Raw genomic sequence first — 21,556 nt, 5'->3', positions numbered from 1 at the left:
CGGGTTGGGGTGGGAACGACTTCAGGAGCGGGAGGCGCGCGCCGCCAGGTCGGGCGGACGCCATTGCACGATGGCAGGCATCACCGCTTCCTCCCCCGGCCGGCCGCCACGCGCCGCTCGACACCGTCCAGCAGCAGCTCCAGGCCTTCCCTGAAACGCGCGTCGAAGTCTGGCTCCAGCAGCGCATCGCGCGCATCGCGCAGGCAGGGACAGCCGTCCTCGACCGCATCGGTGAACGCCTGTTTCAGCAGCGCGACCTGGTCCGGATCGGTAGGCAAGGCCTGCTCCTCGATCACGAAGCCAAGCACGTAGTGCATGACGTGCAGGCCAGCGGTGGCCGCGAACTCCGGCTCCGCGCCGGCGTCGCGGAAGGCCTGGACCAGGGCCTCGGTCGTGCGCAGCACGTTCCTGCTCACGGCGAAGGTGCCGGCGTACACGCGTGCGCCGTCGCGCCGCGACTTGAAGGCCTGGCGCAGCTCGGCGCCGATCCGGTGCACGGTTTCGCGCCAGTGGGCACCGGTGGGAATGTCCCGGGCCACGCCTTCCAGCAGTGCCTCGGACATCGCGTCCAGCAGGTCGCGCTTGTCGCGGAAGTGCCAGTACAGCGATGGCGCGCGCACCCCGACCGCGCAGGCCAGCTTGCGCAGGGTCATGCCGTCCAGGCCTTCCTCGTCCAGGAGGCGGAACGCGGTTTCGATGATCTTGTCGCGCTGCAGGGCCATGGCAGGCTCGCCTAACACCGTTAGGCCAAGAAGCTAACAGTGTTAGGCAGGGGCATGCAAGCCCCCTGATCGCCGCCGGTTTTCCGGCCTCAGGAACGACGGACGCCCCGCATTGCGGGGCGTCGCGTCGGGACGGACTGCCGGGTTACCAGCTGAACTGGGTGCGCACCGCGTACTGGCCGGTCTCGTCGCCGGTGAGCTCGTTGTCGCCGCGGGTGTAGTTGAACATGAAGCGCAGGTTCGGGTTGACGTAGTAGTTCAGGCCCACGATCGCGCTGCTCGCCTTCCGGTCCGCCACGTCCTCGTTCTCGATGGTGTCGTAGCGCGCGGTCAGTTCCCACAGCCCGCGATCCACCCTGGGCGAGCCGAACACGCCGGTGCCACTCTTGTAGACCTTGTGCCCGCCGTTGAGCAGCCAGCTGCCCTGCAGGTACCAGGCCGCCACGTCCTGGTCGCCGCCCAGCGGCTGGCCGAAGCGGGCGTTGGCGTACTCGCCCTGGAAGAACAGCGGGCCGAACGCGCCGGCGACTTCCAGGCCGTAGGCGGTGACGCTGTCGCCGCTCGCGCCGGGGGTGGTGGCGATGGCAAGCGAGGGTCCGCGGCGGCCGGCGTAGTTGGCCGTGGCGACGAGGTCGGCCGAACCCTTGTTGGCATCCTCGCGGCTGGCCCAGGCGCCGAAATGCAAGGTGCTTTCGGCGGTGTTGACCGGCGCGAAGGTCACGCGGCCGGCGGCGCCCATGCCTTCGTTGCGCGGCCCCGCGGCGCCACGCAGGTTGAACACGCTGAAACCGGCGGTGTAGCGGTCGCCGGCGCGCAGGTAGCCCACGCCCTGCTGGAACTGGCGGCCGCCGAACAGGCCGGTGGCGGAGGCGAACGGGCGCTCCATCATCAGGATCTCGTTGGAGCTGGTGAGTTCCTCCATCGAGCGGTAGGGCTTGAAGTGGCCGATGGTCAGCTTGCCGCCGCCCAGGCTGGTGGCGATCCAGGCGTCGCGCAGGCCGTCGAGGTTGCTGCCGGCGGCGAAGTCCTGCTCCAGCTTGTAGTCCCAGCCCAGGGCCTTGCCCGACAGGGTCAGGCGCGCGCGCCGGAATTCGCTGGTGCCCGTGGTGGCGGCCAGGTCGCGGTCGAAGGCGTAGGCGTCGAAGTGGACGCGGCCGCCCAGCGAGGCTTCGAACTTCCTGTCCGCCGAGGTGAGCTTGATGCCTCCCCTGGTTTCGGCCCTGGGCGTGGTGGTGGTGATCGCCTCCAGGTCCTGCCGGGTCTCGACATTGATGTCCGACTGCGCATCGGTGCGGGTCTCCAGCTCGGCGACCCTGGCCTGCAGCGCGGCCAGCTGCTCCTTCAGCCGGGCCAGTTCGGCGGGATCGGCGGCGGAGGCGCTGCTGGAAACACTCATGCCAAGGGCCGCGGCGAGCGCAACGGCAAGATGGATATGACGCATGGAAGGCTCTCTTTGCGGGAATGGGAATCGGCGCCGCGGCGGGCGGCACCGGTCGGGCGCCGGGCAGCTTGCGCGCGCCACCTGACAGCCATGCGACACCCGCATGACCGGACGATGACGGCGCGCGTGCCGGCCGCCAGGGCTGTCATCGCCGCGTCACCGCCCTGACCCGGCGCTGTCATGCCCCGGCGCTGCAATGCGCCGCGACGGGTGCCCGGCAGGCACCCGCGTCTTCCACCCGCTATGGAGTCATCCCTGGTGAAACCCTCGTTCAAGACCCGCGTGGCCGCCGCCCTGGTCGCGGCTGCCTCGACCCTTTCCCCTGCGCTGGCCAACGACGCCACCGGCGCCGGCGCGTCCTTCATCTATCCGGTGATGACCCGCTGGTCGGCCGACTACAAGGCGGCCACCGGCAAGCAGGTCAATTACCAGTCGATCGGCTCCGGCGGCGGCATCGCCCAGATCAAGGCCGGCACCGTGGACTTCGGTTCCTCCGACAAGCCGCTGGAGCCGGAGGAGCTGGCCCGGCACGGGCTGGCCCAGTTCCCATCGGTGATCGGCGGCGTGGTGCCGATCGTCAACGTGCAAGGCATCGCGCCCGGCGCGCTGAGGCTGGACGGCCCCACCCTGGCCGCGGTCTTCCTGGGCAATGTCACGCGCTGGAACGATCCGGCAATCGCCGCGCTCAACCCGGGCCTGTCCCTGCCGGAGGCGCGCATCACCGTGGTCCACCGCTCCGATGGCTCGGGCACCACCTTCAACTTCGCCAACTACCTGTCCAAGGTCAGCCCGGAGTGGAAGCAGAAGGTGGGCGAAGGCACCTCGTTGCAGTGGCCGGCCGGCATCGGCGGCAAGGGCAACGAGGGCGTGGCCGCGTACGTGAAGCAGGTCAAGGGCAGCATCGGCTACGTGGAGCTGTCCTACGCGCTGCAGAACCGGCTGGCGCACGTGGCGCTGAAGAACGCCGCCGGCCGCTTCGTGCAGCCATCGGAGGAGAGTTTCGCCGCGGCCGCGGCCAGCGCCGACTGGGGCGCGACCCGCGACTTCCACCTGGTGATGACCAACGCGCCCGGCGAGGCCTCCTGGCCGATCACCGCCACCAACTTCATCCTCATGCACAGGCAGCCGAAGAACCTCGCCGGCGCGCGCAACGCCAAGGAATTCTTCCGCTGGGTTTATGCCAACGGCGACGCCCAGGCGCGCGAGCTGGACTACGTGCCGCTGCCCGACGCGCTGGTGCGCCAGATCGAGGGCTACTGGGCGCAGAACATGAAGTACTGACCAGGTTCGCGCCGGGTCTCTCTCCCCGACGCAACACCCGGAGCGCGGCCACGGCCGCGCTCCGTTCTTTACAGGTTCCTGAAAGGCGCGACGGCCGCTGTCATACGGGTGTCACGAAAACATCATTTGATGTGCGCATCCGCCGGCCAGCCGGCACGAACACAGGTCCCGCCCAATGACGCGCTTCCCTACCCGCCTCCTCATCCTGTCCCTGGCCGCGGCGCTGTCGCTGTCCGCCTGCGGCGATGGCAATGCTCCGGCCGACACCAACGGCACCGCCGGTGAGCCCGCGGCCGGCAGCAGCGAAGCGGTGACCGCGCAGATCTCCGGTGCCGGCGCCTCGTTCATCTACCCGCTGGTGTCGCGCTGGTCGGCCGACTACAACGCCGCCACCGGCCACAAGGTCAACTACCAGTCGATCGGCTCCGGCGGCGGGATCGCCCAGATCAAGGCCGGCACCGTCGACTTCGGCTCCTCCGACAAGCCGCTGCCGCCGGAAGAGCTGGCCGAGGCCGGCCTGGGCCAGTTCCCCTCGGCCATCGGCGGCGTGGTGCCGGTGTTCAACGTGGCCGGCATCGAGCCCGGCCAGCTGCGCCTGACCGGCCCCCTGCTGGCGGACATCTTCATGGGCCGCATCACCCGCTGGGACGACCCGCAGCTGGTCGCCGCCAACCCGGGCCTGGCGCTGCCAGCCGAGAAGATCACCGTGGTGCACCGCTCCGACGGCTCGGGCACGACCTTCAACTTCTCCAACTACCTGTCCAAGGTCAGCCCGCAGTGGAAGGACAGCATCGGCGAAGGCACCTCGCTGCAGTGGCCGAGCGGCGTGGGTGGCAAGGGCAACGAGGGCGTGGCCGCCTACGTGCAGCAGATCAACGGCAGCATCGGCTACGTCGAGCTGGCCTACGCGCTGCAGAACGGCATGCCTTACGCATCTTTGCAGAACGCCGCCGGCCAGTGGGTCCAGCCCAGCGCCGACAGCTTCGCCGCCGCCGCAGCCAGCGCCGACTGGGCCAACGCACAGGATTTCAACCTGGTGATCACCAATGCCCCGGGCGAGGCCGCCTGGCCGATCACCGCGACCAACTTCATGCTGATGCCCAAGCAGGCCAGGGACCCGGCCCGCAGCCAGGCCACCCTGGAGTTTTTCCGCTGGGCCTTCGAGCACGGCCGCGAGCAGGCCCACGCGCTGCACTACGTGCCGCTGCCGCCGGAGCTGGTGCAGCAGATCGAGACCTACTGGGCCAGCGAGTTCAAGTAAGCCGGCACGCCCGCGCCACACCGCGTCCCCTGCGCCGCCGGGCGGCGGTCCGACCCTCCCCGGACCGCCGCCCCGCGCGCACCTATTCCCAGCGAGCCGATGAACACCATCACCCTGCACGCCAGCCAGGCCGACGCGCGCGAGCGCAGCGACGCCCGCGCCGACCGGATGTTCCGCTACGCCCTGACCGCCTGCGTGGCCTTCGTGCTGGTCGCCCTGGCCGGGGCGGCGCTGTCGATGCTATGGGGCGGGCGGGACGCGCTGCAGACCCAGGGCCTGAGCTTCTTCTACTCGGCCGAATGGAACCCGGTCGAGAACCGCTTCGGCGCCCTGGTGCCGATCTACGGCACCCTGGTCACCGCGCTGATCGCGATGCTGATCGCGGTGCCGGTGAGCTTCGGCATCGCCTTCTTCCTCACCGAGGTGGCGCCGCGCTGGCTGCGCGGGCCGGTCGGCACGGCCATCGAGCTGCTGGCCGGCATCCCCTCGATCATCTACGGCATGTGGGGCCTGTTCGTGCTGGTCCCGGTGATGACCGAATACGTCACTCCCTGGCTTAACGACACCCTCGGCACCGCGCCGCTGATCGGCCCGCTTTTCCAGGGGCCGCCACTGGGGATCGGCCTGCTGACCGCCGGGTTCGTGCTGGCGATCATGGTGATCCCGTTCGTGTCCTCGGTCATGCGCGAGGTGTTCCTGACCGTGCCGACGCGGCTCAAGGAATCGGCCTACGCGCTGGGCTCCACCCGCTGGGAAGTCAGCTGGGACATCGTCCTGCCCTACACCCGCTCGGCGGTGATCGGCGGCATCTTCCTGGGCCTGGGCCGGGCCCTGGGCGAGACCATGGCGGTGGCCTTCGTGGTCGGCAACGCGGTGCGCCTGTCGCCCTCGCTGCTGGAGCCGGGCACGACCATCGCCGCGCTGATCGCCAACGACTTCGGCGAGGCCACCGAGACCTACCGTTCCGCGCTGGTGCTGCTGGGCTTCGTGCTGTTCATCGTCACCTTCGTGGTGCTCGCCATCGCCCGCCTGATGCTGCTGCGCCTGGCCCGCCGGGAGGGCAACTGATGTCCGCCACCACCGCGCTGTACCTGCGCCGCCGCGTCGTCAACGTCGTCGCCCTGGTGCTGTCCTGCGCCACCGCGCTGTTCGGCCTGTTCTTCCTGGGCTGGATCCTGTGGACGCTGGTGGCCAAGGGCATGGCCGGCATCGACTGGAACCTGTTCACCCGCATGACCCCGCCGCCGATGCAGGAAGGCGGCCTGGCCAACGCGTTCTTCGGCAGCGCGGTGATGTGCGTGATGGCGATCGCCATCGGCACCCCGCTGGGCATCGCCGCCGGCACCTGGCTGGCCGAGTACGGCAACGCGCGCAAGGCCGGCACCGTGGTGCGCTTCGTCAACGACATCCTGCTGTCGGCGCCATCGATCGTGCTGGGCCTGTTCGTGTACACGCTGTACGTGATGCAGACCGGCGGCAACTTCTCCGCCTTCGCCGGCGCGCTGTCGCTGGCCTTCATCGTGCTGCCGGTGGTGGTGCGCACCACCGACGAGATGCTGCGCCTGGTGCCGGTGCAGATGCGCGAGGCCGCGCTGTCGCTGGGCATCCCGCAGTGGAAGGTGATCGTGCAGGTGCTCTACCGCAGCGCCAGCGCCGGCATCGTCACCGGCGTGCTGCTGGCCCTGGCCCGCATCTCCGGCGAGACCGCGCCGCTGCTGTTCACCGCGTTCGGCAACCAGTACTGGAGCACTCATGTCTTCCAGCCCATGGCCTCGGTGCCGGTGGTGATGAACCAGTTCGCCGCCAGCCCGTACGAGTCCTGGCAGGTGCTGGCCTGGGCCGGCGCCCTGGTACTGACCGTCTTCGTGCTGCTGGTGAGCCTGGCCGCACGCGCCCTGCTGCTGCGCAACCGGATCTCCCATGACTGACCCCGCCCTGGACCTGGCCATGAACCTCCCCGAGACCACCTCCGCCAAGCCGCTGTCGCTGGCCGCCGTCGCCCGTCCGGAGGCCGCCGCGGCGCCGGTCAAGCTCGCGGCACGCGGGCTGGACTTCTACTACGACCGGTTCCATGCGCTGAAGGGCATCGACCTGGAGATCCCGGAGAAGCGCGTCACCGCGCTGATCGGCCCCTCCGGCTGCGGCAAGTCCACCCTGCTGCGGGTGTTCAACCGGATCTACGCCCTGTACCCGAAGCTGGAGGCGCGCGGCCAGGTGCTGCTGGACGGCGAGGACATCCTCTCGCCGAAGTACCCGATAAACCGGCTTCGCTCGCGCGTGGGCATGGTGTTCCAGAAGCCGGTGCCGTTCCCGATGACGATCTTCGAGAACGTGGCCTACGCCATCCGCCACCACGAGCGGCTGTCGAAGGCCGAGCTGGCCGGGCGCGTGGAGCAGGCCCTGCGCCAGGCCGCGCTGTGGGACGAGGTCAAGGACAAGCTGCGGCAGTCCGCGCTGGGCCTGTCCGGCGGCCAGCAGCAGCGCCTGTGCATCGCCCGCGCCGTGGCCCTGCGCCCCGACGTGCTGCTGCTGGATGAGCCGACCTCCGCCCTGGACCCGATCTCCACCAGCCGCATCGAGCAGCTGGTGGAGGAGCTCAAGCGCGACTACACGATCGTCATCGTCACCCACAACATGCAGCAGGCCGCGCGCGTATCCGACTACACCGCGTTCATGTACCTGGGCGAGCTGGTGGAACACGACCGCACCGAGACGATCTTCTCCAGTCCCTCGAAGCGGCAGACCGAGGACTACATCACCGGCAGGTTCGGCTGACGCCGAACCTGCCGGTGCGGGATTGGGGATTCGTGATTGGTGATTCGCAAGAGCAAACCAACGCTGCCACCTGAACCCCTAGTCCCGAATGCCTAATCCCGAACCAAGCACCGGAGGTGCTGAATGCATATCGTCAGGAGCTACGACGAGGAACAGCGACAGCTGGTCGAACAGATCATCGACATGGGGCATGTCGCGGTGGCGCAGCTGGAGGCGGCGCTGGACGTGGTCGAGCGCCGCGACGACTCCGCAGCGCGGCGGGTGGTCGCCAACGACGAGGCCATCGACGATGCCGAGCGGCGGATCAGCCACGAGGTGATGCTGCTGGCCCTGCGCGGACCGCTTGCGCGCGACCTGCGCGAGATCCTGGTCGGGGTGCGCATCCCCGCGGACATCGAGCGCATCGGCGACTACGCCGCCAACGTGGCCAAGCGCTCGATCGCCCTCAACACCGCGCCCCCGCTGCCGCATACCGCTGGCCTGCGGGCGCTGGGCATGCTGGCCGCCGGCCAGGTCCGCCAGGCCCTGCGCGCCTACCGCGAGGGCGATGGCGAACTGGCCCTGCAGGTGCGAGACAACGACGCGCGCCTGGACCAGCAATACACCGCCCTGTTCCGCGAGCTGCTCACCTACATGATGGAGGACCCGCGCACCATCACCCCATGCACGCACCTGCTGTTCATGGCCAAGAACCTGGAGCGGATCGGCGACCATGCCACCAACATCGCCGAGAACGCCTGGTTCCTGCTGCACGGGGAACCGCCCCCCGAGCCGCGCGACAAGCGCGACGGGACCGCGGCGGCGGCCCCGCCCTGAACCGGCGCGCGGTCCCGCGGGCCGGCGGTGCCCCCGCCGGGGCCGCCGTGAAGTACCCTTGCGGGCATGACCGAAAGCGATCTGGACGACCTGCACAAGGACGAGACCCCGGCCGCGCCTCCCGGCGCGATGGCGCGCCGCTTCCGCGGCTTCCTGCCGGTGGTGGTGGACGTGGAAACCGGCGGCTTCGACTGGAACCGCCATGCCCTGCTGGAGATGGCGGCGGTCCCGATCGAGATGGACGAGCAGGGCCTGCTGGTGCCCGGCAAGACCGCCAGCGCGCACTTCATCCCCGCGCCCGGCACCGAGATCGATCCCAAGTCGCTGGAAGTGACCGGCATCGACCTGGACCACCCGTTCCGCCTGGCCAAGCCCGAGCGCGACGCACTGGGCCACGTGTTCAACCAGGTCCGCGCCGCGGTGCGCCGGCACGGTTGCCAGCGCGCGATCCTGGTCGGCCACAACGCCCACTTCGACCTGAACTTCGTCAATGCCGCGGTGGCGCGCAGCGGGCACAAGCGCAACCCGTTCCACCCGTTCAGCGTGTTCGACACGGTGACCCTGGCCGGCGTGGCCTACGGCCAGACCGTGCTGGCGCGGGCGATGCAGGCGGCCGGGTTCGAATGGGACGCCAAGGAAGCGCATTCGGCGGTGTACGACGCCGAGCAGACCGCGCGCCTGTTCTGCCGCATCGCCAACGCCTGGCCCTCGCCGCTGCCGGGCTGAGCGCCGCCGTTCAGCCCAGCTGCAGGCGGTCGCGGCCCTCGCGCTTGGCCCGGTACAGGGCCGCGTCGGCGCGCCGGTACAGGTCCTCGGCGTCCTCGCCCGGGCGCAGTTCCACCAGGCCCAGGCTGAAGCTCACCTCCAGGTCCTCCAGGCCGGCCCAGGGCCGGTGTGCCCGGGTCCGCGCCTGCAGCCGCTCGCAGGCAGGCAGTGCTTCCTCCAGCCGGGTATCGGGCATCAGCAGCGCGAACTCCTCGCCGCCCAGCCGCGCCACCAGGTCCGAGCCGCGGCGCTGGCCGTGCAGCAGCTGGCCGAACTCGCGCAGCACCTGGTCGCCCACGCTGTGCGAGCGGGTGTCGTTGATCCGCTTGAAGTGGTCGATGTCCAGCAGCGCCAGGCACAGCGGATGCGCGCCACGCCGGGCCAGGGCCAGGTCGCGGGCCAGGGTTTCCTCGAACTGGCGCCGGTTGGGCAGGCCGGTCAGGGCGTCCTCGCGGGCCTGGCGGGCATAGCCCTCGGCCTGCTCGCGCAGCTGCTCCAGCAGGCCGGCACGCTCGCGGTCGATTTCCTGCAGCCGCTGCGCCTGCGCCTTCAGGTCGGCGGTGCGCGCGTCCACCAGCTGCGCCAGGCGCCGGTTGCTGGCCTGGTAGCTGTGCACGCGGTAGCGGTACAGGCCGTACAGCAGCAGCAGCGCCAGCAGCGCGCCGCCGATGCGCACGTCGCTGCGCTGCCACCACAGCGGCCGCACCTGGAACGACCAGCGCGCCGCCTGCGGGCTCCACGCCCCGCCCGGGTGCGCGGCCTGCACCTCCAGGGTGTACTGCCCCGGCGGCAGGCCGATGAATTCCACGTCGCGGCGGGTGCCGCGCTCGACCCAGCCGCCGTCCAGGCCGTGCAAGCGGGTGCGGTAGCGGATCCGCTCCGGCAGCAGGTAGCTGAGGCCGGCATAGGTCACCGCCAGGCGGCTGCCGCCCGGCAGTGCGGTGGTCGCGCGCCAGTCCAGCGCCTGCCCGTCCACGCTCACCGCCTCGATCACCGGCGGCGGCGCCGGCCGGTCGGCGTAGCGCGCCAGCCGCTCCGGGTCGACGCTGGCGGCGCCGGCGGCGGTGGCGAGCCAGATGCTGCCGTCGCGCCGCCGGATCGCCGCCGGCGAGGAGCTGCCATTACCCTGCGAGCTGGGCAGGCCGTCGATCTCGGTGTAGTGCTGCAGCGGCAGGCGGCCGCTGCCGGCCCCGTCGGCGGCGGCCTCCAGCGCCGCCAGCGGCACCCGCAGCACGCCGCGGTTGCTGGTGATCCAGGCATCGCCGGCGGTGTCGGCCAGCAGCGAGAACACCGCGTCCACCGGCAGGCCCTGCTCCAGCCCGACCCGCGCCGGACGGCCATCGCGGATGCGGAACAGGCCGCGGTCGCTGGCCACCCATACCGCCCCGCCGACCTTGTGGAAGCCGAACACGGTGCGCGGGTCGCCGCCGGCGCGCTCCAGCGGCAGCTTTTCCACCGTGCCATCGGCGCGCAGCACGCTGGCACCCTCGACCGAACCGATCCACAGCTCGCCGTCGATCGCCGCCAGCGCGGTCACCAGGCCCTGCGGCATCCCGGGCACCGGCGGCGGCGGAAGCACGCCGGCGTCGTCGACCACCACCACCCCGCGGCGGGTGCCGACCCAGGCCCGGCCGTCGCCGTCCACCGCGATCGCGCGCACGTGGCCGCTGGGCACGCCCTCGGCCTGGCCGTAGTGCTGCAGCAGCCGGCCCTGGCGCAGGCGGAACACGCCATCGGCGAAGGTACCGACCCACAGGTCGCCCTCGCGGCCCTCGGCCAGGCTCAGGATCGAGGGCACCGGCGCGTTGCCGCCCGGCAGCGGCACCGGGTGGAAGCGGCCGTCGGCGCCGAGCCGGTCCAGGCCGCCGCCGCCGCCCACCCACAGCGTGCCGGCCGAGTCCTCCAGCAGCGCGCGCACGTATTCGCCGCCGAGGCCGTCGCGCCGGGTCCAGCCGGTGAACAGCGCCTCGCGCAGGCGGAACAGGCCGCCGTTGGCGCCGATCCAGATGCCGCCCTCGGCATCCTCCAGCAGGCTGGCGATGCGGCCGTTGGTCAGCCGCTCCGGCGGCAGCCATTCCTGCCCGTGCGGGCCGATCCGGGCGACGCCGCGGTTCTCGGTGCCCAGCCACAGGTAGCCCTCGCGGTCCTGCAGCATCGAGGTGAAGTAGCCGGCGCCGGGCAACACGTGCACCGCGGCGAAGCGGCCGTCCCCGCGGCGGCGGAACACGCGTTCGCCGGCCGCCAGCCACAGCGTGCCGTCGGGGGCGATGTAGGGCCAGACCAGGCCCGCGGGCAGGCCATCGGCGGGACCGAAGCGCCGCCACTGGCCATCCACCGCGCGCACGACCAGGCCTTCCAGGGTGCCGATCCACAGGTTGCCGGACGCATCCACGGCCATGCGCGGGAAGCTGGCCGGCAGCGGGATCCCCGGCGGCGGCGCGATGTACTCCAGGCGCCCGTCCGGCTGCACGCAGCCCAGGCCATGGTTCTCGAACAGCAGCCACAACCGGCCGCCGCCGTCCATCACCATGTCGTGGACCAGGGCGCGGGGCCACTCCGGCGGGCGTTCCAGGTATTCCCAGGCGCCATCCGCGCCCAGGCGGCCGAGGTTGCCCCGCGAGTCGCTAAGCCACAGCCGCCGCTGCGGGTCCAGGTACAGCGCGCCGACGCCGTTGTCGCGCAGGCCCGGCCGGGTGCCGCGGTGGAACGGGGTGAACTCGACGCCGTTGTAGCGGACCACGCCCTCCCAGGTCGCGAACCAGAGGTAGCCCTCGGCGGTCTGGGCCATGTCGCGCACGGAGTTGTGCAGCAGGCCGTTGCGCGTGCTCCAGGCGTCGATCGCGTAGTCGCGCAGCGGCGGTGGACCCGGCGGCGCGGCCAGCACCGCCGCCGGCAGCCACGCCAGCAGGCACAGCAGCAGGGCCTGCGCGATGCGCAACCGGCATCCGCGGGTGGTCCACCGGGATCCGCGCGGCCGCATCACGCCCCCTGTCCCCGCCGCCCCCTCAGCCGCCGCGCTGGCGGACCGCCTCGAACAGGCAGATGCCGGCGGCCACCGACACGTTGAGGCTTTCCACGTCGCCGGGCATGGGGATGCGGACCAGGCCGTCGCAGGTCTCTCGGGTCAGCCGGCGCAGGCCATCGGCCTCGCCGCCCAGCACCAGGGCGACGTTGCCCTTGAGGTCCACGCCGTAAAGGGTGTCGTCGACCTCGCCGGCCAGGCCGTAGGCCCACACGCCCAGCTTCTGCAGCTCGCGCAGGGTGCGTGCGAGGTTGGTGACCTGCACCACCGGCAGGCGGTCGGCGGCGCCGGCCGAGGTCTTGCGCACGGTGGCGTTCACCGGTGCCGACTTGTCCTTGGGGATGACCACCGCGGTGGCGCCGGCGGCCAGCGCGCTGCGCAGGCAGGCGCCGAGGTTGTGCGGGTCCTGCACGCCATCGAGCACCAGCAGCAGGGCCTTGCCTCCGGCGGCCTCGACCAGGCCGGGCAGCTCGCTTTCGTCCCAGGTCCTGGCGGCGGCGTAGCGCGCGGCGACGCCCTGGTGGCGGACGTTGCCGCCGATGCCGTCCAGCGCCTGGGTGGCGACCTTGCGCACCTCGATCCCGTAGCGGCGGGCCTGCTCCTCGATCTCGACCAGGCGCGGATTGCGCGCACCGGAGTCGACCAGGACCTCGCGCACGTGCTCCGCATCGTTCTCGATGGCGGAGGCCACGGCGTTGACGCCCACCACCCACTGGTTCTGCTTGCTCATCGACTGCACGGCCACGTAAGGAAGGCCGGCATTATCGCATCCCGCCGCGATCGCCGCCGGCGCGGGCCTTCAGCCGTGCGCGGGCCACCAGGCCGGCGCCGCGGCTCCGCTCCAGCAGCGGGGCGAACTAACCGCCGAAGGCCTTCCGGCAGATCCGGCAGTGGCAGGTCGAGGCGGCACCCGGGGTACCGGTGGCGCGGAAGCGGACCGCACCGCAGTGGCAGCCGCCGCCATCGTCCGGGCTTGCGCCATGGCCGCCCACGGCCCCGTCCTCAGTACTTGCGCTTGGGCCGCTTCGCCGGCTGGCCGCGCGGTGGCAGCGGCGGCAGGCCGCCGTCGGCGTCGTCCGGGACCAGGCGGAAGTCGATCTTGCGGTCCTCCATGCTGGCCTTGAGCACCACGATCCGCACCCGGTCGCCGAGGCGGAACTCCAGCCCGCGGCGCTCGCCGGTGAGCATCTTCCGCATCGGGTCGAACTGGTAGTAGTCGTGCGGCAGCTGGGTCACGTGCACCAGGCCGGTGACCTTGGACTGCTCCAGCTCCACGAACAGGCCGAAGCTGGTCACGCCGCTGACCACGCCGTCGAACTGGCCGCCGACGTGCTTCTCCATCCACGCCGCGCGGTAGCGCTCGTCGACTTCGCGCTCGGCTTCGTCGGCGCGGCGCTCGCGCTCGGAGCACTGCAGCGCCAGGCCGGCCATGTCGCGGGCCGAGTACAGGTAGCCGTCGGGCTTGCCGCGCTTGAGCGCGTGCTTGATCGCACGGTGCACCAGCAGGTCCGGGTAGCGGCGGATGGGCGAGGTGAAGTGGGCGTAGGCCTCCAGCGCCAGGCCGAAGTGGCCGACGTTGTCCGGCGAGTACACCGCCAGGCTCTGGCTGCGCAGCAGCACCGACTCCAGCAGGGTGGCATCGGCGCGGTCGCGCACCTTCTTCAGCAGGCGGGTGAAGTCGCCGGGCGTGACCTTGCTCCACGGCGGCAGGCTCAGCCTGAACTCCTTGAGGAACTCCAGCAGGTCCGCGTACTTGGATTCCGGCGGCTTCTCGTGGATGCGGAACGGCGCCGGGATCCGGGTCTTCAGCAGGTAGCGCGCGGCCTCGACGTTGGCCGCGATCATGCATTCCTCGATCAGCTTGTGCGCGTCGTTGCGCGGCAGCATGCCGGCCTGGGTGACCTCGCCGCGGTTGTCGAGCACGAAGCGCACCTCGGTGGTCTCGAACTCGATCGCCCCGCGCCGGGCGCGGGCGGCGGCCAGCACCTGGTAGAGCTGGTACAGGCGCTCGACCTGCGGCATCAGCGCGCCGACCTGCGCCTTCGCCTCCGGGTCGTCCTCGCCCACCGCCTTCCACACCTGGGTGTAGGTCAGGCGCGCGTGCGAGTTCATCACCGCCTCGTAGAACTTCGAGCGCACCACCTCGCCCTCGTGGTCGACCTGCATGTCGCACACGAAGCACATGCGGTCGACCTTCGGGTTCAGCGAGCAGATGCCGTTGGAGAGCGTCTCCGGCAGCATCGGCACCACGAAGCCGGGGAAGTACACCGAGGTGGCGCGCTTCTGCGCCTCCTCGTCCAGCGGCGTGCCCGGGCGCACGTAGTGGGAGACGTCGGCGATCGCCACCACCAGGCGGAAGCCCTGGCGGTTGGGCTCGCAGTACACCGCGTCGTCGAAGTCCTTGGCGTCCTCGCCGTCGATGGTCACCAGCGGCAGGTCGCGCAGGTCCACGCGGTCGCCGATCATCGACGGCTCGACCTGCAGCGGGATCGCGGTGGCCTCGTCCAGCACCTCCGGCGGGAACTCGTGCGGCAGGTTGTGGCCGTGGATCGCGGTCTCCACCACCAGCGACGGGGTCAGGCTGTCGCCCAGCACCGCCACCACCTTGCCGATCGGCGGGCGCCGGGTGTCCGGCGGGGCCACCAGCTCGCACACCACCAGCTGGCCTTCGCGCGCGCCGCCGGTGGCGTCCGGCGGGATGTGCAGGTTGCGCTGCATGCGCGCGTCGTCGGGGACCACGAAGCTGATGCCCGCCTCGCTGCCGAAGCGGCCGATCAGCCGGTGCACGCCGCGCTCGAGCACGCGGGCGATGCTGCCCTCGCGGCGGCCGCGGCGGTCGATGCCGGTGACGTTGGCCAGCGCGCGGTCGCCGTGCATGACCTTGCGCATCTCGTACGGGGCCAGGAACAGGTCGTCGCCGCCGCCGTCCGGGCGCAGGAAGCCGAACCCTTCCGGGTTGGCGATCACGGTGCCGGGGATCAGGTTGGTCTGCTCGAGCGGGGCGAAGCCGCCGCGCCGGTTCTGCACCAGCTGGCCATCCCGCACCATCGCGCCCAGGCGCTTGCCGAGGGCCTCGAACCGTTCCGGATCGCCGTCCAGCCCGAGCAGGGCCGCCAGCTGCGCATGGGTCTGCGGGCCATCCGCCTCCTCCAGGGTGGCGAGGATCGCCTCGCGGCTGGGGATCGGATTGTCGTAGCGCTGGGCCTCGCGCTCGGCGAAGGGATCGGGCACCGCCGCGATCACCCGCCGTGGCGCGCGCACCGCCGCCCCGGCCTTGCCCGGCCGCGCCGCGGGCGCCGGCTCCGGCATCCACGGTGGCAGCTTGTTGCCTGCCTGGCGCCCTGCGCCGGCCTTGCCGCCCGCCGTCCTGCTTCCCTTGCCTGCGCCGGCGCCGCCGGCTCCCTTGCGGCTGCCGCCGCGACTTCCAGTCTTCTTCATGGGCCGATCCTACACCCCGGCTGCTGTACCGGACCCGGGGTCCGCCGCGACCGCCGTGCACGGACCGTTGACATTGCCTTCGCGCGCCTCCAGAATGCGCCGCCTCACCTGCCCAGGTGGCGGAATTGGTAGACGCACTAGTTTCAGGTACTAGCGGGTAAAACCGTGGAGGTTCGAGTCCTCTCCTGGGCACCAAGACACCGGCTTTCGGGCCTACGAAGAACCCCGCCAACGGCGGGGTTTTTTTGCATCCGGCGTTCCGCCCCGCGCCGCGCGGGGACTGTTGACAGGTGCAACCGCCTCCCGCAGAATTGCCGCCCTGCGCCGCCCAGGTGGCGGAATTGGTAGACGCACTAGTTTCAGGTACTAGCGGGTAAAACCGTGGAGGTTCGAGTCCTCTCCTGGGCACCAACGGCGCAGCGGCCAGACGGCCATCGATGAACCTCGCCCCGGCGAGGTTTTTTCGTATCAGGGCCCGCGAACGTGGGCATCACCAGGCCCCCGGCGTCCTTCTGGCACGATCCGGGTCCGCGCAGGGGGATGCATAGGCATGGACCCACAACAGATCGTCTTCCTCGCCATCCTCGGCGCCGCGCTGGCACTGTTCGTCAGCGGGCGCATGCGCGTGGACCTGGTGGCGATGCTGGCCCTGCTCGCGCTGGCCTTCACCGGCGTCCTCGACGCGCGCCAGGTCCTGGCCGGGTTCTCCAGCGAGCCGGCGATCATCGTGGTCTCGGTCTTCGTGCTTTCCGCCGGCCTCTCCGCGACCGGCATCACCGACCGCATCGGCGCGGCGATCGGGCGCGCGGCCGGCGGCAGCGAGTGGCGCACGATCGCGGTGGTGATGCCGGCGACCGCCGCCCTGGCCGCGTTCTCGCACCACGTCATGGTCACCGCGATGATGCTGCCGATCCTGATGCGGCTGGCGCGGGAACGGCAGCTGGCGGCCTCGCGCCTGCTGATGCCGATGTCGCTGGCCGCCTCGCTGGGCACCACCCTGACCCTGTTCAGCGCGCCGGCCTTCCTGCTGGCCAGCGACCTGCTGCAACGCGCCGGCGGCGAGGGCCTGGACATCCTCGCCGTGACCCCGATCGGCGCGGTGCTGGTGGTGCTGGGCACGGTCTACATGCTGCTGGCGCGCTGGCTGGTGCCGCGCCGCCAGGGCGAGGCCCCGCAGGGCGACTACATGCGCCTGGAGCGCTACTACACCGAGCTGCTGGTCGAGGAAGGCTCGCCCTGGGTCGGACGCACCCGGCGCGAGTTCGACGAGGCCTTCAGCGAGCGCCTGCAGGTGGTGGACTGGCTGCGCTACGGCATGCGCCGGCGCCGGCAGTCCGGCGACAGCCCGCTCGCGGCCGGCGACGTGCTGCTGGTGCGTGCCTCGCCGGACGAGATCGCCTCGATCAAGGACGAGCCGGGCCTGGCCCTGCACGCGGTGGCCAAGTACGGCGACAGCCCGCGCCAGGGCGGCCAGGCCGAGCTGCTGGGCGACGAGCAGCTGGTGCAGGCGGTGGTCGCGCCGCACTCGGAGTTCATCGGCCGCAGCGTGGCCGACATCGACTTCCTGCGCACCCTGGGCGTGGTCGTGGTCGGCCTGTGGCGGCGCGAGGGCTGGCTGCACGGCGAACTGTCGGAGATGCGCCTGGAAGAAGGCGACCTGCTGGTGCTGTGGGGCCGCGAGGCCGACATCCGCCCGCTGTCCTCCCACCATGGCTTCATGATGCTGATGCCGTTCCAGGGCCGCGGCCAGGCCCGCCGCCGCGCGCCGGTGGCGCTGGCGATCATGGCCGCCACCGTGGCCGCCGCGGCCACCGGGCTGCTGGCCCCGCAGGTCGCCTTCCTCGCCGGCGCGGTGGCCATGGTCCTGTGCCGCTGCGTGCCGGTGGAGGAGGCCTACCGGCAGGTCGACGTGCGCATCTACGTGATGATCGCCGGGGTGATCCCGCTGGGCATCGCCATGGAGCGGACCGGCACCGCCCAGGCCGTGGCCGACCTGCTGATGGCCCACGCCGCCCAGTGGCCGGTGTTCGGGCTGCTGCTGGTGATGTTCTGGACCGCCGCCCTGCTCACCCAGATCCTGTCCGACGCCGCCACCACCGTGCTGCTGGCGCCGATCGCGCTGGCGGTGGCCGAGGCCCTGGGCCTGCCCCCTGCCCCGTTCGTGGTCTGCACCGCGATGGGCGCGGTGGCCTCGTTCCTGACCCCGATCGGCCACCACGGCAACCTGCTGATCCTCAACCCGGGCCGCTACACCTTCGGCGACTTCCTGAAGGTGGGGGTGCCGCTGACCCTGCTGATCGGCCTGGCCTCGGCCTGGATGGCCCGCGCCCTGTGGCTCGGCGGCCCGCTGCTGCCTTCCCTGCCCTGAGCGGCGGGCGCCGGGCGGCGGCACGCGGGTAGAATCGCGCTCCTGTCCCGCAGCTGTGCCCGCAATGACCGAAACCATCCGCCCCGCCTTCCACGGCTTCGAACAGATCCCGCTGCGCGAGTACGCCGAGCGCGCCTACCTGGACTATTCGATGTACGTGGTCCTGGACCGCGCCCTGCCGTTCCTCGGCGACGGGCTCAAGCCGGTGCAGCGGCGCATCATCTATTCGATGAGCGAGCTGGGGCTCAACGCCGCGGCCAAGCCGAAGAAGTCGGCGCGCACCGTCGGCGACGTCATCGGCAAGTACCACCCGCACGGCGACTCGGCCTGCTACGAGGCCCTGGTGCTGATGGCCCAGCCGTTCTCGTACCGCTACCCGCTGATCGAGGGCCAGGGCAACTTCGGCTCGCCCGACGACCCCAAGTCGTTCGCGGCCATGCGCTACACCGAGGCCAAGCTGACCCCGATCGCCGAGGTGCTGCTGGGCGAGCTGGGCCAGGGCACGGTGGACTGGACGCCGAACTTCGACGGCACCCTGGAGGAGCCGAGCTGGCTGCCGGCGCGCCTGCCGCACCTGCTGCTCAACGGCACCACCGGCATCGCCGTGGGCATGGCCACCGACGTGCCGCCGCACAACCTCAACGAGATCGTCAGCGCCTGCGTGCGCCTGCTCGACGACCCGGACGCCAGCGTCGCCGACCTGTGCGAGCACGTGCGCGGCCCGGACTACCCGACCGAGGCGGAGATCATCACCCCGCCGGCCGAGCTGCGCGCCACGTACGAGAGCGGCAGCGGCAGCGTCCGCGCCCGCGCCACCTGGCAGAAGGAGAACGGCAACTTCGTCGTCACCGCCCTGCCCTACCAGGTCTCCCCGTCCAAGGTGATCGAACAGATCGCCGCGCAGATGCGCGCCAAGAAGCTGCCGTGGCTGGAGGACATCCGCGACGAGTCCGACCACGCCAACCCGGTGCGGGTGGTGCTGGTGCCGCGCTCCAACCGCGTGGACGCCGAGCAGCTGATGGGCCACCTGTTCGCCACCACCGACCTGGAGAAGAGCTACCGGGTCAACCTCAACGTCATCGGCCTGGACGGCAAGCCGGCGGTCAAGAACCTGCGCACCCTGCTGGAGGAGTGGCTGACCTTCCGCACCGACACCGTGGTGCGCCGGCTCAAGCATCGCCAGGAGAAGGTCGAGCGCCGCCTGCACCTGCTGGAAGGCCTGCTGGTCGCCTTCCTCAACCTCGACGAGGTGATCCGCATCATCCGCACCGAGGACGAGCCCAGGCCGGTGCTGATGGCCCGCTTCGGGCTGACCGAGGAACAGGCCGACTACATCCTCGAGACCAGGCTGCGCCAGCTGGCCCGGCTGGAGGAGATGAAGATCCGCGGCGAGCAGGAGGAGCTGGCGAAGGAGCTGGAACGCATCCTCGCCACCCTGGACAGCAAGGCCAAGCTCAAGAAGCTGGTCAAGGACGAGCTGCTGGCCGACGCCAAGAAGTTCGGCGACGCCCGCCGCTCGCCGCTGGTGCAGCGCGAGGCCGCGCACGCCATCGACGAGACCGAGCTGGTGCCCAGCGAGCCGGTCACCGTGGTGTTGTCGCAGAAGGGCTGGGTGCGCGCGGCCAAGGGCCACGACGTCGATGCCGCCGGCCTGTCCTACCGCGAGGGCGACGCCCTGCTGGCGGCGGTGCGCGCGCGCAGCACCTGGCAGGTGGCCTTCATCGACTCCCAGGGCCGCAGCTACTCGACCCCGGCGCACACCCTGCCCTCGGCGCGCGGCAACGGCGAGCCGCTGACCGGCCGCTTCTCGCCCGCCAGCGGCGCCTCCTTCCTGGCCCTGGCCAGCGGCGAGGACGAGACCCGCTTCGTGCTGGCGTCCTCGCATGGCTACGGCTTCGTGACCCGCTTCGAGAACCTCACCGGCCGCAACAAGGCCGGCAAGGCGCTGATCAACCTGGCGCCCGGCGCGACCGTGCTGCAGCCGGCTTTGGTCGGCAACCTCGGGACCGACCGCATCGTCGCGGTGACCAGCGCCGGCCACCTGCTGGCGATCCCGGCCGCCGAACTGCCGGAGCTGGACAAGGGCAAGGGCAACAAGCTGATCGACATCCCGCGCGCCAAGCTCGGCACCGAGCGGGTGGTGGCGGTGGCCGCGGTCGGCCCGGCGCAGAAGCTGCAGGTCTACAGCGGCCAGCGCACCATGACCCTGTCGTTCAAGGACCTGGATGCGTATCTGGGTGCGCGGGCGACGCGGGGTGGATTGCTGCCGCGGGGGTGGCAGAAGGTGGATGGCCTTGACGTCGAGTAGCACGTCGTAGCCTGGCACCCGCAGTTTGCGGCGGCGCGGCAGGCGCCGTCGCAGGCATCCCGTGCAGTCCCGCGCCACCCCACAGGAGTCGCACGATGGAACCGGAATTCTGGCTGCAGCGCTGGCGCGAGGGCCGCACCGGCTTCCATCGCGACGCGGTGATGCCGCTGCTGGAAAAGCACTGGCCCAGGCTGGGAGCGGCCGACGGCGCGCCGGTATTCGTGCCGCTGGCCGGCAAGACCCTGGACATGCACTGGCTGGCCGCGCGCGGGCATGGGGTGCTGGGTTGCGAGCTGTCGCCGCTGGCGGTGGAGGCGTTCTTCGCCGAGGCCGGCCTGGCCCCGGAACAGGAACGGGACGCGGACGGGCTGCACCATCGCGCCGGCCGCATCGACCTGGTCGAGGGCGACGTGTTCGCGCTGGCCGACGCCACCCTGGCGCGGATGCAGGCGGTCTACGACCGCGCCGCGCTGATCGCCCTGCCGACCGCCCTGCGGCGCCGCTATGCCAGCCAGGTCTACGGCCGCCTGCCGCGCGGCTGCCGCGGCCTGCTGATCACCCTGGAATATCCGCAGGAGCAGATGCAGGGCCCGCCGTTTTCGGTGGCGGAAACCGAGGTCCGCGGGCTGTTCGCCGCGGACTGGGAGATGGAGCTGCTGGAGCGGCGCGACATCCTCGCCCAGGAGCCGCGCTTCGTCGCCGATGGCGTCACCGCGCTGGCGACCGCGGTCTACCGCCTGCGGCGCCGCTAGCCCCGGCCCGCCAGCGGGGGCCGCGGCACCACGCCACGCTCAGCCGTGGGCCGGGGCGCCGTCGCCCTCGAGCTTGGACAGCTGGTAGTTCTCCAGCCCGATCATGCGGATCAGGCGCAGCTGCTGCTCCAGCCACCAGGCGTGGTCCTCCTCGGTGTCCTTGAGCTGGGCCAGCAGGATGTCGCGGCTGACGTAGTCCTGCCTTTCCTCGCACAGCTTCATCGCCGCGGCGAGGTTGGCACGCACCTCGTACTCCACCCGCAGGTCGGCCTCCAGCATCTCCACCACGGTGGTGCCGGGCTTGAACCCGTGCGGGCGCATGTCCGGCTCGCCTTCCAGGAACAGGATCCGGCGCAGGATCGCGTCCGCGTGCTCGGTCTCTTCCTGCATCTCGTGGTTGATGCGTTCGTACAGCGCCTTCAGGCCCAGGTCCTCGTACCTGCGCGAATGCAGGAAGTACTGGTCGCGCGCGGCCAGCTCGCCGCGCAGCAGTTCCTTGAGGCATTCGATGACTTCGGGGTCGCCTTTCATGGGGGTGCTCCGGTGGAACGCAGGGGCGCAGTGTGCCGCAAGCGCCGCGGCCATGTTTCAATCGGAATCAGTCGCA

16 protein-coding genes and 2 tRNA genes are annotated in these 21,556 nt (G+C 71.4%); 12 read left to right on the top strand and 6 right to left on the bottom strand.

The window, feature by feature from the left end; all coding sequences use genetic code 11:
• Positions 1-80: 80 nt before the first annotated feature.
• Positions 81-722 (bottom strand): TetR/AcrR family transcriptional regulator C-terminal domain-containing protein, encoded by a 642-nt coding sequence (locus PSEJ31_RS0110090; protein ID WP_019399273.1) that lies wholly within the window; start codon positions 720-722, stop codon positions 81-83.
• Positions 723-867: 145 nt separating this feature from the next.
• Positions 868-2,118: a porin gene (locus PSEJ31_RS15960; protein WP_051403715.1), complete on the bottom strand. Its 1,251-nt coding sequence runs from the start codon at positions 2,116-2,118 to the stop codon at positions 868-870.
• 303 nt (positions 2,119-2,421) lie between these two features.
• Here PSEJ31_RS15960 and pstS (PSEJ31_RS0110080) point away from each other — a divergent pair, with 303 nt between their 5' ends.
• From pstS (PSEJ31_RS0110080) to rnt, 7 genes are all read left to right on the top strand, one after another.
• Positions 2,422-3,444 carry a phosphate ABC transporter substrate-binding protein PstS gene (gene pstS / locus PSEJ31_RS0110080; protein ID WP_125108349.1) on the top strand — a complete coding sequence of 341 codons (1,023 nt, stop codon included), beginning with the start codon at positions 2,422-2,424 and terminating at the stop codon, positions 3,442-3,444.
• A 175-nt stretch (positions 3,445-3,619) separates the two neighbouring features.
• Positions 3,620-4,705, top strand: a complete 1,086-nt coding sequence (gene pstS, locus PSEJ31_RS0110075; protein WP_028915376.1) for a phosphate ABC transporter substrate-binding protein PstS — start codon at positions 3,620-3,622, stop codon at positions 4,703-4,705.
• Positions 4,706-4,804: 99 nt separating this feature from the next.
• A complete protein-coding gene (gene pstC, locus PSEJ31_RS0110070) occupies positions 4,805-5,773 on the top strand; it encodes a phosphate ABC transporter permease subunit PstC (protein WP_028915375.1) in 969 nt (322 codons plus the stop codon).
• On the top strand, positions 5,773-6,633 hold the full coding sequence (gene pstA, locus PSEJ31_RS0110065; RefSeq protein WP_028915374.1) for a phosphate ABC transporter permease PstA: 861 nt from the start codon (positions 5,773-5,775) through the stop codon (positions 6,631-6,633). The genes pstC and pstA overlap by 1 nt, the downstream gene beginning before the upstream one ends.
• Positions 6,626-7,480, top strand: coding sequence for a phosphate ABC transporter ATP-binding protein PstB (gene pstB / locus PSEJ31_RS0110060; protein ID WP_186828151.1), 855 nt, complete (start codon positions 6,626-6,628; stop codon positions 7,478-7,480). Before pstA ends, pstB begins: the two co-directional genes overlap by 8 nt.
• Positions 7,481-7,603: 123 nt before the next feature.
• Positions 7,604-8,296, top strand: a complete 693-nt coding sequence (gene phoU / locus PSEJ31_RS0110055) for a phosphate signaling complex protein PhoU (protein ID WP_028915373.1) — start codon at positions 7,604-7,606, stop codon at positions 8,294-8,296.
• Between the two features lie 129 nt (positions 8,297-8,425).
• Positions 8,426-9,022, top strand: coding sequence for a ribonuclease T (gene rnt / locus PSEJ31_RS0110050; RefSeq protein WP_186828153.1), 597 nt, complete (start codon positions 8,426-8,428; stop codon positions 9,020-9,022).
• A 10-nt stretch (positions 9,023-9,032) separates the two neighbouring features.
• On the opposite strand, the gene PSEJ31_RS0110045 is transcribed toward rnt, so the two are convergent.
• The 3 genes from PSEJ31_RS0110045 to rnr all read right to left on the bottom strand — a co-directional run bounded on the left by PSEJ31_RS0110045 (position 9,033) and on the right by rnr (position 15,521).
• Positions 9,033-11,999 (bottom strand): two-component regulator propeller domain-containing protein, encoded by a 2,967-nt coding sequence (locus tag PSEJ31_RS0110045; protein ID WP_019399264.1) that lies wholly within the window; start codon positions 11,997-11,999, stop codon positions 9,033-9,035.
• Positions 12,000-12,066: 67 nt separating this feature from the next.
• A complete protein-coding gene (gene rlmB, locus PSEJ31_RS0110040) occupies positions 12,067-12,813 on the bottom strand; it encodes a 23S rRNA (guanosine(2251)-2'-O)-methyltransferase RlmB (RefSeq protein WP_028915372.1) in 747 nt (248 codons plus the stop codon).
• 272 nt (positions 12,814-13,085) lie between these two features.
• Positions 13,086-15,521, bottom strand: a complete 2,436-nt coding sequence (gene rnr, locus PSEJ31_RS0110035) for a ribonuclease R (RefSeq protein ID WP_051403714.1) — start codon at positions 15,519-15,521, stop codon at positions 13,086-13,088.
• Positions 15,522-15,631: 110 nt separating this feature from the next.
• Here rnr and PSEJ31_RS0110030 point away from each other — a divergent pair.
• From PSEJ31_RS0110030 to PSEJ31_RS0110010, 5 genes are all read left to right on the top strand, one after another.
• Positions 15,632-15,716, top strand: a tRNA-Leu gene (locus PSEJ31_RS0110030).
• A 131-nt stretch (positions 15,717-15,847) separates the two neighbouring features.
• Positions 15,848-15,932 (top strand) — tRNA-Leu (locus tag PSEJ31_RS0110025).
• 139 nt (positions 15,933-16,071) lie between these two features.
• Positions 16,072-17,889, top strand: a complete 1,818-nt coding sequence (locus PSEJ31_RS0110020) for an SLC13 family permease (protein ID WP_028915370.1) — start codon at positions 16,072-16,074, stop codon at positions 17,887-17,889.
• A 64-nt stretch (positions 17,890-17,953) separates the two neighbouring features.
• Positions 17,954-20,197 (top strand): DNA topoisomerase IV subunit A, encoded by a 2,244-nt coding sequence (parC, locus tag PSEJ31_RS0110015; protein ID WP_028915369.1) that lies wholly within the window; start codon positions 17,954-17,956, stop codon positions 20,195-20,197.
• Positions 20,198-20,292: 95 nt separating this feature from the next.
• Complete coding sequence (locus tag PSEJ31_RS0110010; RefSeq protein ID WP_028915368.1) at positions 20,293-20,949, top strand: thiopurine S-methyltransferase; 657 nt, start codon at positions 20,293-20,295, stop codon at positions 20,947-20,949.
• A gap of 39 nt (positions 20,950-20,988) precedes the next feature.
• On the opposite strand, the gene bfr is transcribed toward PSEJ31_RS0110010, so the two are convergent.
• A complete protein-coding gene (bfr, locus tag PSEJ31_RS0110005) occupies positions 20,989-21,480 on the bottom strand; it encodes a bacterioferritin (protein ID WP_028915367.1) in 492 nt (163 codons plus the stop codon).
• Between the last annotated feature and the right edge of the window lie 76 nt (positions 21,481-21,556).

It is taken from the genome of Pseudoxanthomonas sp. J31, assembly GCF_000510725.1.
Lineage (GTDB): Bacteria > Pseudomonadota > Gammaproteobacteria > Xanthomonadales > Xanthomonadaceae > Pseudoxanthomonas.
Note: the sequence above shows the minus strand (reverse complement) of the source record. Positions and strands in the feature narration are given on the sequence as shown.